Raw genomic sequence first — 13,012 nt, 5'->3', positions numbered from 1 at the left:
CGGCAGCTGCCCTTTTTCCCTTCAACATCAGAGAGAGATGCGTCATGAGCCAGTTTTTTATGAACAAAAAAAGCGACCTCGTTAACGAGGCGATCGAAGGCGCGCTGCTCAGCAGCCGCCATCACAACCTCAGCCGACTGGAAACCGGCAGCGATATACGGGTTGTGGTGCGCAACGACTGGGATAAATCCCGCGTGGCTGTTATTTCCGGCGGCGGTTCCGGCCATGAACCTGCTCACGTTGGTTTCGTTGGCAAAGGTATGCTGACCGCTGCCGTGTGCGGTGATATTTTCGCGTCTCCCAGCGTGGAAGCGGTATTCACCGCCATTGTTAACGTAACGGGAGAAAAAGGCTGTCTGCTGGTGGTTAAAAACTATACCGGCGATCGCCTCAACTTCGGCCTGGCGGCGGAGAAAGCGAAAAAACGCGGGCTGAAGGTTGAAATGGTGATGGTAAAAGATGATATCGCGCTGCCCGACAATCCGCAGCCAAGGGGGATAGCGGGTACGGCGCTGGTCCATAAAGTCGCAGGTTTTGCGGCTGAACAGGGAGAATCCCTGGAAAAAGTGACCGCGCTGGCAAACGAAGCCATTGAGGCGACCGCCAGCATCGGGCTGGCTTTTTCGACCTGCCATGTTCCCGGTGAACAGCGTGACGAACGCGTTAAGGCGGGCCACAGCGAACTGGGAATGGGCATTCACGGCGAACCGGGCGCCTCCACGCTGGCAACGCAGAACAGCCATGAAATCGTGGCCCATCTGACGGAAAAGCTGGCGTCGCATCATCCTGACGGCAAAAAAGTGGCGCTGCTGGTCAATAATCTTGGTGGCTTCTCTGCGCTGGAAATGGCGGTGCTGACGCGTGAAGTACTTCATTCGCCGCTGGGTAAAAACGTCAAACTGCTGGCTGGCCCGGCGACCCTGGTCAGCGCGCTGGATATGAAAGGTTTCTCGCTATCTACGCTGCTGCTCTCAGAGAGATTTGAAGAAGCGCTGCTGGCGCCGGTTGAAACCAGCGGCTGGCAGCCCGTGACACGTCTGGCGGCGCTAAAGCCGGTCGAAGGTGAAAAAGTGGCATTTCAGCAACCGGTGACGCCTTCCGACAATGCAGAGGTGGCCGCCGTGGTGCGCGTCGTTTGCGAAACGCTGGTCAGCATGGAAAAAGAACTGAATCAGCTGGATGCCAAAGTGGGTGACGGCGACACCGGTTCAACTTTCGCGGCGGGCGCGGGTAAGGTGCTCAGCGAACTGGCGCAGAACAAACTACCGCTGAATGAAACCGCCAGCCTGTTGACGCTGGTCGGCGAACAGCTGGCGGTGGTGATGGGAGGATCGAGCGGGGTGCTGATGTCGATCATGTTCACCTCAGCCGGACAGAAGCGTGAAGAGGGCGCTTCGCTGGCCGATGCGCTGGCTTACGGGTTGGCACGTATGCAGCATTATGGCGGGGCGCGTCCCGGCGATCGGACGATGATCGATGCGCTTCATCCAGCTTTTGAAGCGCTGATGGCAGGCAGCGATCTGGCCAGCGTGGCAGATGCTGCCAGAAAAGGAGCCGATGAAACCGCGAAAATGACCCGGGCGCAGGCTGGACGATCTTCTTACCTCAATCAGGAGAGCCTGACCGGCGTGAAAGATCCGGGTGCGCTGGCGGTAGAAAGCGTCTTCGCTGCCCTGGCAAAACGGGAAAAATAATTTGTCCCGGAGGCTGACTCTGTGCCTCCCGCTGTTTTATGGTTACGCGCCCTCACTGATGAGGGCGTTTTTGTTTGCGGAAGAGGTCTCCGCGTGCGCTGAGCGGCACGCTTTTTTCTGACTAAAGGCAATATCCGCTATTTTACCTGCCGCCAACGCAAAGCTTTCCTGCTGCACTTTCCGGCATAAAAATAATATCTGAAAGTTTTTTATACGGTGCCGATAACCACCCAATAACTTTAACCGGTCGATAAAAATGGCCTGAATTCATTGCGCTTTTACGTGTTCAGCTTAAGACAATATGAGGCAAAAATCCCTGCCATTCTGCAAGGGACAGAAAGCATTTATTTATGCCAGCTTATGGCGCCGTGTAACGGCTGGGGTCTTATTCCGGCCCCCGGTTAAGCGTTCTGCAACCAGGCGAAAAAATAATGAATGAAAACGACGATGTTATGTACCGCCTGCTGGTACAGAACGTGAATGGTTTTGCGCTTTTTATGCTGAAACCCGATGGGACAGTGATGAACTGGAACTCGGGTGCACAGCGTGCTATCGGATATTTATCTTCAGAGATCGTCGGCAGGAATTTTGCCTGTTTCTTCAGCAAAGAAGAGCAGGCAAAGGGCGTTCCGCAGCGTGGACTGAAAATAGCGGAAGAGACTGGCCATTATGACGTTGAAGGCTGGCGCTATCGTAAGGATGGCAGCTCTTTCTGGGCACAGGTGGTCATCAACGCCGTCCGGGCCGAAGATGGCACGCTGATTGGCTTTGCCAAAATCACCCGTGACTGCACCGAACAGAAAGAGAAGCTGGCAGAGCAGCACGCGCAGGAGCAAAAATTCCGTCTGCTGGTGGAAGGCGTCACCGATTACGCCATCTATATGCTGGATCCTGATGGCTATGTAGTTAACTGGAATGAAGGCGCAAGGCGCAATAAAGGCTATACCGCAGAAGAGATCGTTGGCAAACACTTCTCCTGTTTTTACAGCCGGGAGGATCGTCAGGCCAGGCAGCCGGAAAATAATCTGAAAACGGCCTATCAGACGGGGCGTTTTGAAGAGCAGGGCTGGCGGATCCGCAAAGATGGCAGTGCCTTCTGGGCAAATGTGGTGATTGATGCCGTCCATGATGACGACGGCAAGCTGATTGGCTATGCCAAAATCACCCGCGACTGCACCGAGCAGCAGCGCATCCTCAACGAACAGCGCGAACAGGCCGAAGTGTTCCGTCTGCTGGTGGAAAGCGTCAGCGATTATGCCATCTATATGCTGGACCCGCAGGGCGTGGTGGTGAACTGGAACGCTGGCGCGCACCGGGCGAAAGGCTATACCGCCGGGGAAATTGTCGGTAAGCACTTCTCCTGTTTTTACAGCGCGCAGGATCGGCAGGCCAGCGTACCGGACATTAATCTGAAAACGGCGCATACGGTAGGACGCTTCGAAGATCAGGGGTGGCGCTACCGTAAAGACGGCAGCGCTTTCTGGGCGCACGTGGTTATTCAGGCGATCTATAACGACGATAACAGGCTACTGGGCTATGCCAAGATCACCCGCGACTGTACTGAATTGCGCGAGTATGAGCAGCAGATCCTGCGGGCAAAAGATCTGGCCGAACAGAACAGTGCCAAAACCGCTTCTCTCTCCCGGTTCCTGGACACCATCATCACCAATATTCCTTCATGCGTGATCGTGGAAGATCTGGTTTCGCAGGAGATTCTGTTGCTGAATAACCGGGCTGAACAGCTGCTTGGCGTCTCGCAGCAGCAGATGCTCGGCAAAAAGCTGACGGACCGGCTGTCGCCAGCGATGGCGGAATATTTTATCCAGCTCTCCGCCGCAGCGCAGCGTAATGAAGGTTTGCATAAAAACGAGCAGCTGCTGGAGACCCTGGCGGGCGAACGCATTATCAACGCCTCAGCTTCCATCGTACGCGGCAGCGACGCACGTGATAATTATGTCCTGCTGATCGCCAACGATGTTACCGACCAGCGTGCCGCTGATGCCCGCATTCATCATATGGCCCACCACGATAATCTCACCAGTCTGCCGAACCGTGAACTGTTCAGCCAGCGGCTGAATGAAGCGCTGCGCGCCGATAAAGCCAATGGTAAACGCACCGCCACGCTTGGACTCGATCTCGATAATTTCAAAAACGTTAATGACGCACTGGGTCACCAGGTGGGAGACGAACTTCTGCGGGCAGTGGCCGTTCGTTTGCGTAACGTGCTGCGCGATCAGGATACGCTGGCGCGAAGCGGCGGCGATGAGTTCTCGATAGTACTACCCGGCCTGATGCAGGCTGGCGAGGCGGAAGCGGTCGCGAAGAGGCTGATCGAGGCCATCAGACCGCCGTTCAACGTTGACGGGCATACTCTCTCGGTGGGACTCAGTATCGGCATTGCGCTGGCCGACAGTAAACTCGCCACGCCCGACCAGCTGTTGCGCTGCGCCGACATGGCGCTGTATGAAGCGAAACGTAACGGGCGTAACCGCTACGAACACTTCTCTGCCGCCATGGGAGAAGCAGCCAGCAAGCGGCGCATGATCGAAACCGAACTGCGTGAGGCGATGACCGGGCGGCATCTGAAGCTCTACTACCAGCCGATCACCAACGGGCAGGGAGAAGAGATCATCGGCTATGAGGCGCTGATGCGCTGGCACCACCCCGAAAAAGGGTTGATCATGCCGTTAGATTTTATTCCCATCGCCGAAGAGACCGGCCTGATCCACAGCCTGGGGGCTTTCGCGCTCTATGAAGCCTGCCGGGAGGCGGTGACCTGGCCCGGCGATCAGAGCGTGGCGGTTAACCTCTCGCCGCTGCAGTTCAAAAACAGCTCGCTGGTCTCAGTGGTGCAGGCCGCTCTGAACGATTCAGGACTGGCACCGCACCGACTGGAGGTGGAGATTACCGAATCCGTACTGCTTGATAACACGCTGGTGAATATCCGCACGCTGCAAAAACTTAAGGCGCTGGGCGTACGGATCGCGCTGGATGATTTTGGTACGGGGTATTCGTCGCTCAGCTATCTGCGCTCCTTCCCGTTCGACAAAATCAAAATAGATAAGTCATTTATTAGCGATATGAAGGATAGCCGGGAGGCGCTGGCGATTATTCGCGCCATTACCGGCATGAGCCGGAGTCTGGATATCCAGATCACCGCCGAAGGCGTGGAGAGCAGTGAACAGTTCGAGCAACTCAAGATTGAAGGCTGTACGCTCTTCCAGGGCTACTATTTTGGCCGGCCTCAGCCTTCTGAAACACGGCTGAAGCTTTTCCATCCTCCCGAACGTTTTATGGCCGCGCCTCCCGGTACAATTTTGCCGGAGGCGGTAAGCGGCAAGCCACTGGATCGCCCCGATCCCGGCGCGGCTGGCGGTAGCTAAATTCGCCTGTTTTTTCAACAGGCATCACCTTTTCACGCTCTCTGTCCAACTACACTTCTCCTGCTTACGCCATCATGACGTTTCAGGAGAAGTTATGCAGATCACCCCTTATCTGTTCTTTCCGGGAAATTGCGACGAGGCGATCGCCTTTTATCATCAGGCGGTTGGCGCCCATCTGGCGTTTAAAATGACCTGGGGCGATATGCCGCCAGAGCAGTCACACCACGGCTGCGGCAGTGCGGGGCCGCTGCCAGCGGAAAAAATCATGCATGCCCAGCTGCGTATTGGCGACAGCGAACTGATGATGTGCGACAGTCCCGATGCGACGCTGGCCATGACAGGGTGCGCCATTGCGCTGTCCACCGTGGACAGGGAGGAGGGTGAGCGCTGGTTTGCCAACCTCGCCGTCGGCGGCGATGTTATGCAGCCATGGGAAGAGACTTTTTGGGCCAACGGCTTCGGCATGCTGACGGACAAATTTGGCGTGGCGTGGATGGTGAGCGCCGTTAAAACGCAGGCGCAGGGCTGACAGGCTCAGGTAATTGACAACCCTTCCAGTGCCGCCAGCAATGCGTCAACTTTCGGCGTGAGCTGCTTTCTGCGGGGCCAGATAACGTAGAGCGGCAGGCCCGTTACCGCCAGTTCTGGCAGGATCTCTACCAGCTCGCCGTTCGCCAACTGCTTTTCCATCAGCCAGGTCGCCATCTGCGCCACGCCGAGTCCGGCGGCAACGGCCGAGGTCTGGGCTTCGCCATCACCCAGCGCCATCCTGTAAGCGATACGCCGTGGCGCTATGCGGCCATCAGGGGCGGCGATATGCCAGGGGCTGGTGCTGCCATCGACCCGATCGTAGACGATGGCGCGGTGTTTGCTTAACTCCTCCAGCGTTTGCGGCGTACCATACTGCGCAAGGTAGTGCGGAGCGGCACAGAAAATTAACCGTTCATTGCCCAGAAAGCGAAAACCCAGCGACGCCGGATATTCGGCGGGGCCGCCGATCCTTACCGCGATATCAATGCCTTCCTCAAACAGATCCACAAAGCGATCGGAAAACGCGAGATTGATCTGCATCTCAGGATTCTGCTGGCAAAAAGCGTTCAGCAAAGGCATGACGCGCATGCGTCCAAAGGTATTGGGAACGGCAATGCGCAGTTTCCCCACCGGGATGGTGCGCTGTGCCGCCAGCACCGACTCCGCCTCAGCCAGTTCATTCAGCACCCGGGTACAGGTATCGTAAAACGCCTGGCCCGCATCGGTCAGCGTCAGGCTGCGGGTGGTACGCTCAAAGAGTTTCGAGCCAAGCCGGGCTTCCAGCTTCGCCACGCTTTTGCTGACCGCCGAGCTGCTCAGGTGCAGGCTTTCTGCGGCGGCGGTGAAACTTCCCTGCTCCACGGCGGCCACAAACGGCGAAATGCCCTTCAGGCGATCAAGACTGTGCATAATTAATGAATCCTTTTCTTTAATGTTGTGAATTTATACCTGAGATAAGACTTAAATTCTCTATTAAGCTTATCTTCTGAACTGAAAAGGAGAAAATTTATGCAACCACGCGCATTAATCGTTGGCGTCAGCGGCGTCATTGGTACCGCCATCGCGGAACAGCTAACCGGTGACGGTTGGGAAGTCTATGGCCTGTCTCGTGGACGCACAGCGATCCCGGCGGGCTGTAAGTCGTTGACGGCCGACTTAACCGACAGCGCCTCCGTCACGGAAGCACTGAGCGGCATCAAGGTCGATAAAGTGTTTTTCAGCGTCTGGGCTCGTCAGGAAAACGAGAAAGAAAATATCCGTGTTAACAGCGCCATGGTTCGCAACGTTATCGACGCGCTGGGCGAGGGCCTGAAGGGCGGTCATGTGGCGCTGGTCACCGGCCTCAAACATTATCTGGGGCCGTTTGATGCCTACGGTAAAGGCGCGGTACCGATGACGCCTTTCCGCGAAGAGCAAGGGCGTCAGCCGGTTGATAACTTCTATTACGCGCAGGAAGATGAAGTCTTCGCGGGTGCCGAAAAATACGGTTACACCTGGAGCGTTCACCGCCCGCACACCATTATCGGCTTTGCGCTGGGCAATGCGATGAATATGGGGCAGACGCTGGCGGTCTATGCCAGCCTTTGTAAGCAGTCCGGCCAGCCGTTCCTGTTCCCCGGCTCCAGAGCGCAGTGGGAAGGCGTTACCGATATGACCGACTCCCGCGTGCTGGCGCAGCAGGTGGAATGGGCAGCCACTACCGCCTCCGCGCAGAATCAGGACTATAACGTTGTCAACGGCGATGTCTTCCGCTGGAAATGGATGTGGGGTCAGATCGCGGACTACTTTGGCATTGAAGCCGCGCCGTTCGCTGGCGAAGCGCAGCCGCTTGAAGAGCGTATGGATGACGCGCCGGCACAGTGGGAAGCCATCGCGAAGCAGTACGATCTTAAAGAAGCGGATATCACTCGTCTGGTTTCCTGGTGGCATACCGATGCGGATCTCGGCCGTCCGATGGAAGTTTTCACCGACATCAGTAAAAGCCGCAAAGCTGGTTTTACTGGTTACCAGTGCACCCGCGACGCGTTTATCGACCTGTTTGACCGGTTAAAAGCGGAAAAGCTTATCCCCCGCTAATACAGGTAATGCTGCGTACACCCCCTGTACGCAGCTGCTCTGCGGCATGTGCAGCAGGCAACAACTGTTTCCTTATGGAAACAATAAGGTGTTTAATTCGCTAATTGTTGCTTGAAGGCGTATCTGCGCTAGGATGAGTTCATCAGGTTAGGGCGCCTCAGGCTGTGACGACAGATATCTTCAGGCTGAGCGACATGCTAACCGCCCATAGGCAACTCTTTCAGACAGGCAGGTGCGATTGTGAGCAATAAAACTCTTCACTGGAACGGCGGCTTACAGCCAGAAGCGGTAGACATTTTATCGGCTGAGGGCGGCATGATCGTTTGCCCGACCAAAGTGGGCTACATCATCATGACCTCAGACGCTAAAGGTCTGGAGCGCAAATTTGATGCCAAGCAGCGTAACCGTAACAAGCCGGGCGTGGTGCTGTGCGGCTCGCTGGCGCAGCTGAAAGAGCTGGCGCAGCTGAACCCGGAAATCGAATCTCTCTATCAACAGCACTGGGATAAAGATGTCCTGCTGGGCTGCATCCTGCCGTGGAAAGAAGAGGCTGTGGCGCGCATTCCTGACGATGGCTCGAAAGATCTGATGATGGATCGCCGTCAGACCAGCTGCTTCGTGATTAAATTCGGCGTGCCTGGTGAGAATCTGGCGAAAGAGCTGTGGGAAAACCACGGTAAATTCTCCTTCGCCAGCTCCGCTAACCCATCAGGCAAAGGCAACCGTGGGCTGGTGGAAGGCATCGGCGAACGCATCGAATCGCAGGCCGATTTGATCATTGAAGCCAACGATTATGTGAAATCCATCCAGCCGAACGAGTCTGAAAAAACCCGCTACGAGCAGGGTGTGATGGTGGCGATGGTGGATGAGAGCGGAAAGCTGGTGCCGGAACAGAAAGGCGAACGTAACGTCACGCCTTGCCCGGTGCTGATTCGTAAAGGGCTGGACGTGGACAAGATTATGTCGATGCTGTCCGATACCTTTACCACCTGGGATTACCGTCACGGTAACTACTACTGAGACTTAAGGGCGGCGATGGCCGCCCTACTTATTTCGCTTCCCTTCCTGCCATAGCGCCTTTTGCAAGGTTTCAATAAACAGCCTCACCCGCGGCGAGGTATAACTTTCCTGCTTATATAAAATATAAGATTTATAGAGATCCATTTCCCAGCTGGCTAAAACCCGGGTCAGCTTGCCGGCTTTTACCGCTTCCTGAGCGATATAATCGGGCAGATAAGCGATGCCGGTCTGGGCAATCGCGGAGTTGACCAGCGCGGTGCTGTTATTGGCGCGAAAGCGGCTGCGAACTTCAATATTGCGTTTCTGCTTATCGCGACGGAAGGGTAACGCCAGCGTGTGGGCCGGACCGCGAAACAGAATAAAGTCATGGCGCGGTAAATCTTCAGGTTTCTCAATCGGGCTGAAGCGGGCCAGGTAATCGGGCGCGGCGTAGAGGCCCCAGCTGATATCCCTCAGCGGCTTAAAGTGCGGATGTTCAGGCAGCTCGCGGCGAATAACAATGGCGATATCGACATTATCTTCCACCAGATTGACCGGCCGATCGGTCAGATCGAGATCGACGCTGACGTGCAGATTGCTGGCGACAAACTGATTAAGTACCGGAACGATGCACTGGCAGCCAAAGGTAACAGGCGCCACGACGCGCAAGCTGCCGGTCGGCTCTTCATGATACTGACGGATAAACAGGTCGGCGCTTTTGACTTCGCTGAGGATGCGGGCGCAGTAGTGATACCAGGTCATGCCGACTTCGGTGACCGCTATTTTACGGGTGGTTCGCTCAAGCAGCTTTGCGCCAAGCCTGACTTCCAGCGCCGCAATCTCTTTACTGACTGCGGACTTTGAGAGATCGAGCAGCTTCGCCGCTTCGGTGAAGCTTAGCGTCTCCACCACCCGTGCGAAGACGATCATCGCCTGAAGATTTTCCCGATCGCTCATCAGCGTCCTCTCTGATTATCTGGCTGAGGCGGCCAGCGCACCGCCGGCAAAGACAAACAGCGTGCCGGTGGAACGGTTAAGCAGACGTAAGCGCGCCGGACTCGCAAAGAGGGTGGAGAGATGACGTCCCGCACAGGCATAAGCGAACATCAGACCGCAATCCAGAATCGCCCAGGTCACCGCCAGAGTGGCGAACTGCACGGCATGTGGCTGGGTCGTGTCGATAAAATTCGGGAAAAGCGCGGTGAAAAAGAGCAGGTCTTTAGGATTGCTGATCCCCACCATATAGCCTTTACGGAACAGCTTCAGTAAGCCCGGAGAGGCCTCTGCGGGCTCCGCCTGCACCCTTTCTGGTACCGATGGCGTGCGCCATGCGCTGATGCCCAGCCAGATAAGGTAGGCGGCGCCGACCACTTTCAGCAGGGTAAAGGCGGTGGTTGAGGCAGCCAGAATCGCCCCAAGGCCGAGCGCGGAGGCGGTCATCAGCGTCATAGCGGCCACCACACCACCCAGCACGGTAGCGAGCGCGCGACGGTGACCATAGCGCAGCCCGTGAGTCATACTGAGCAGAGCGGAAGGACCGGGAATCGCGATCAGCGCGGCGATAATGCCGGTATAAGCCAGCCAGAGGTGTAGCGTCATAAGCAACGTTCCTGAATATAACGGAGAAAGGCCTGATGCCCACCGGCCCATAAATGAGGGCTGTAGCTTAATGGGTGAAGGATGGGTTGTAAATCGCCGGGATGGTCCGTGAGCCGCTGCCTGCACAGAGCGGGATAAAATCATAATCAACAGAAGACACTTTTTGTCGCGCCACATACGCGCTATAAAAGTCTTCCTGTAATTCAGAATTACCTTAGGCTAATTCATGGGGTGGAGAAAATAATTTTTCTGCGATATTTTTTTACTACTTCCCCATTTATGTCAACTTATGTTATTTCAAGGATAATTATGGGCGTAATTACGCCTGGATTTAACATTTCACGCTGTTATTTATATTCTGAAATATTAACTAATTTTCATTCATAAAATAGCTGATTTGCGCTGTGAGGCAGCGTTACTATAATTGTTGTTTCGCCTGATATTACACATCAATCAGTGTCGGTATTTATTGGCATCAGGAGGTTTTTATCGCTTTTAATCAAAATGACCTAATCGTTGAGCGTAACCAGACGGAATATGAAGCCTGGTATCACGACTATGAAGCAGGGCAGGACGTGGCGATTGAGCCGCAGCCGGAGCCGATTCGCGGCCTGCCTGCGCCGGACATTCTGACACCTTCCGATCGCTATCAGGAACTGTTTGAGGCGGTTCAGTCGTCGCGGATCTTCAGCGACAGCAAAACCTTTGCAGACTGCGCGCCAAAGGCTGCGCCTGAACATATTCTTTATCGCTATTATATTCAGCGTGAGAGTGAAGATTTTAATCTGCTGGCTTTCGTACTGGAGAATTTTGATCTTCCCAGGGCCCACGACAGCCGTTATGTGTCCGATCCACAAAAAACCATGAGCCAGCATATTGATGGGCTCTGGCCGGTATTAACCCGCCAGCCGGAAAAACACTCGGAGTTTTCCTCCCTGCTGCCGCTGCCGCAGCCTTATATCGTGCCGGGCGGGCGATTTGGTGAAAGTTATTACTGGGATTCCTATTTCAGTATGCTCGGTTTTGCCGCCAGCGGTCGTACCGATTTGCTGAGTAATATGGCCGATAATTTCGCATGGATGATTGATACCTACGGGCATATTCCCAACGGGAACCGCACCTACTATCTGAGCCGTTCACAGCCGCCGGTATTTGCGATGATGGTGGAGTTGTTTGAAAAAGATGGCGTCAATAAAGCGCAGCGCTATCTTCGCCATCTCAAAAGCGAATATGCGTTCTGGATGGAGGGCGCTGAGGGGCTTTCCCCTAACGAAGCCTGCCGCCACGTGGTGATGCTGCCGGATGGTTCGGTACTGAACCGCTACTGGGATGACCGCGATACGCCACGTGACGAGTCCTGGATTGAGGATGTGGAAACGGCCCGCAGTTCAGCGCGTCCGTCAGGCGAGGTTTATCGCGATCTGCGGGCTGGCGCGGCATCAGGCTGGGACTTCTCGTCACGCTGGCTGAATGAGCCAGGCCGTCTGGAGAGTATTCAGACCACCAGCATCGTGCCGATCGACCTTAACGCCTTTCTCTACAAGCTGGAGACGACGATCGCCCGCCTTTCCGCCAGCAGAAACGATCGGGCCACCGCGAGCCTGTTTCAGCAGAAAGCGGAGCGCCGCCGGGAGATCGTCGATAAATACCTGTGGGACACGGAAGCAGGACTCTATCGTGATTACAACTGGCGTGAGCGGGAGAAAGGGGCATTTTCTGCCGCGTCGGTGACGCCGCTCTATGTGGGGATGGCCAGCCTTGACCAGGCCAGCAAGACCGCTGCCGCCATCCGCGCTCATCTGCTGGCGCCCGGCGGGCTGCTTTCCACCGTTGAAGAGACGGGTGAGCAGTGGGACAAGCCAAACGGCTGGGCACCGATGCAGTGGATGGCGATTAAAGGCCTTAACAGTTATGGCGAAGAGCTGCTGGCGAAAGAGATCGCCGCACGCTGGCTACAGGTGGTAGGCGCTACCTATCACCGACATCATAAAATGGTGGAGAAATATAATGTCGCCGGACGGGCGCCGGTGCTCGCCGGCGGCGGCGAGTATCCGCTTCAGGATGGCTTCGGCTGGACCAATGGCGTGACGCGCCGCCTGCTGGCGATGTATCCCGATCTTGCGCCGGAACGTCAGGCGAAAGATCGGGAAAAACAGCCGGACTGACGCTCCCGTGAAGAGGCCTGACATATTGCAGGCCTGCATACCGGCTTAGGTTACTGAACTAAAGCCGGTTCGCGTTACAGTACAGATGCCGGATTATGCCCCTGCACAGAGCCTGGCAACCTGTTGACGCTGCCTGAACGGGCTGTCGCTGCGGCGGCGGCCCGTTTTAGTGTCTGGCGGAGCGCGCTGAGGAAACAGCGTCGCGGGCTGACAGCACTTCGCCTATCGCCACGCCAATCACCGTCACCTCCCGCAGCTGATCGCCTTGCAATGTGATGCCTTCTCCGGTGACAAGCCGCTCAGGGTTAACCCTGACGTGCGCCCAGTCATTCCTGCCCGCCCACTCTATCAGCACCTGGCAGCCCGCCACCGGTGGGCGATAGCGATCAATAATGCGTAAAATTCCGTTGCAGGCGGTCAGGTAACAGTCGCCGTTGGTCGGCACGATATCCTGTAACTTACCAAAAAGAAAGGTAAGCTCGCGGCGCGCAGGACGGCAGAAGCGGGCCGGATCTGGCGCGACGGCGAAGGCGGACGGGGAGAACAACGAAGCCTTCTTTTTCAT

The 13,012-nt window shown here is 56.0% G+C and carries 10 protein-coding genes; 6 read left to right on the top strand and 4 right to left on the bottom strand.

Features of this window, described 5'->3' with window-relative positions; genetic code table 11:
- The first annotated feature begins 44 nt into the window (after positions 1-44).
- From EA20_RS0105925 to yjdN, 3 genes are all read left to right on the top strand, one after another.
- Positions 45-1,694, top strand: coding sequence for a dihydroxyacetone kinase subunit DhaK (locus tag EA20_RS0105925; RefSeq protein ID WP_024965956.1), 1,650 nt, complete (start codon positions 45-47; stop codon positions 1,692-1,694).
- Positions 1,695-2,125: 431 nt separating this feature from the next.
- Positions 2,126-5,077 (top strand): bifunctional diguanylate cyclase/phosphodiesterase, encoded by a 2,952-nt coding sequence (locus EA20_RS0105915; protein WP_024965955.1) that lies wholly within the window; start codon positions 2,126-2,128, stop codon positions 5,075-5,077.
- Between the two features lie 94 nt (positions 5,078-5,171).
- Positions 5,172-5,606: a VOC family metalloprotein YjdN gene (gene yjdN, locus EA20_RS0105910; protein WP_024965954.1), complete on the top strand. Its 435-nt coding sequence runs from the start codon at positions 5,172-5,174 to the stop codon at positions 5,604-5,606.
- Between the two features lie 5 nt (positions 5,607-5,611).
- Here the strand turns inward: yjdN and EA20_RS0105905 are convergent, their stop codons facing one another.
- A complete protein-coding gene (locus EA20_RS0105905) occupies positions 5,612-6,517 on the bottom strand; it encodes a LysR substrate-binding domain-containing protein (RefSeq protein ID WP_024965953.1) in 906 nt (301 codons plus the stop codon).
- Between the two features lie 99 nt (positions 6,518-6,616).
- On the opposite strand from EA20_RS0105905, the gene EA20_RS0105900 reads away from it, so the two are divergent.
- Together EA20_RS0105900 and EA20_RS0105895 are read left to right on the top strand one after the other, a co-directional pair.
- Complete coding sequence (locus EA20_RS0105900; RefSeq protein ID WP_024965952.1) at positions 6,617-7,684, top strand: SDR family oxidoreductase; 1,068 nt, start codon at positions 6,617-6,619, stop codon at positions 7,682-7,684.
- Between the two features lie 240 nt (positions 7,685-7,924).
- On the top strand, positions 7,925-8,704 hold the full coding sequence (locus EA20_RS0105895) for an L-threonylcarbamoyladenylate synthase (RefSeq protein WP_024965951.1): 780 nt from the start codon (positions 7,925-7,927) through the stop codon (positions 8,702-8,704).
- A gap of 24 nt (positions 8,705-8,728) precedes the next feature.
- On the opposite strand, the gene EA20_RS0105890 is transcribed toward EA20_RS0105895, so the two are convergent.
- Together EA20_RS0105890 and EA20_RS0105885 are read right to left on the bottom strand one after the other, a co-directional pair.
- Entirely contained in the window at positions 8,729-9,640 is a 912-nt protein-coding gene (locus EA20_RS0105890; RefSeq protein WP_024965950.1) for a LysR family transcriptional regulator, read from the bottom strand.
- Between the two features lie 15 nt (positions 9,641-9,655).
- The gene (locus EA20_RS0105885) at positions 9,656-10,282 is read right to left on the bottom strand and encodes a LysE family translocator (protein ID WP_024965949.1); all 627 of its coding nucleotides are present in this window, start codon (positions 10,280-10,282) and stop codon (positions 9,656-9,658) included.
- 488 nt (positions 10,283-10,770) lie between these two features.
- On the opposite strand from EA20_RS0105885, the gene treF reads away from it, so the two are divergent.
- Positions 10,771-12,447: an alpha,alpha-trehalase TreF gene (gene treF, locus EA20_RS0105880; RefSeq protein ID WP_038381534.1), complete on the top strand. Its 1,677-nt coding sequence runs from the start codon at positions 10,771-10,773 to the stop codon at positions 12,445-12,447.
- Between the two features lie 166 nt (positions 12,448-12,613).
- On the opposite strand, the gene EA20_RS0105875 is transcribed toward treF, so the two are convergent.
- Positions 12,614-13,012 (bottom strand): hypothetical protein, encoded by a 399-nt coding sequence (locus tag EA20_RS0105875; protein WP_024965947.1) that lies wholly within the window; start codon positions 13,010-13,012, stop codon positions 12,614-12,616.

The organism is Pantoea sp. IMH, from assembly GCF_000599885.1.
Lineage (GTDB): Bacteria > Pseudomonadota > Gammaproteobacteria > Enterobacterales > Enterobacteriaceae > Erwinia.
The sequence above is the reverse complement of the archived record's forward strand: the minus strand, read 5'-3'. Positions and strand labels throughout refer to the sequence as shown.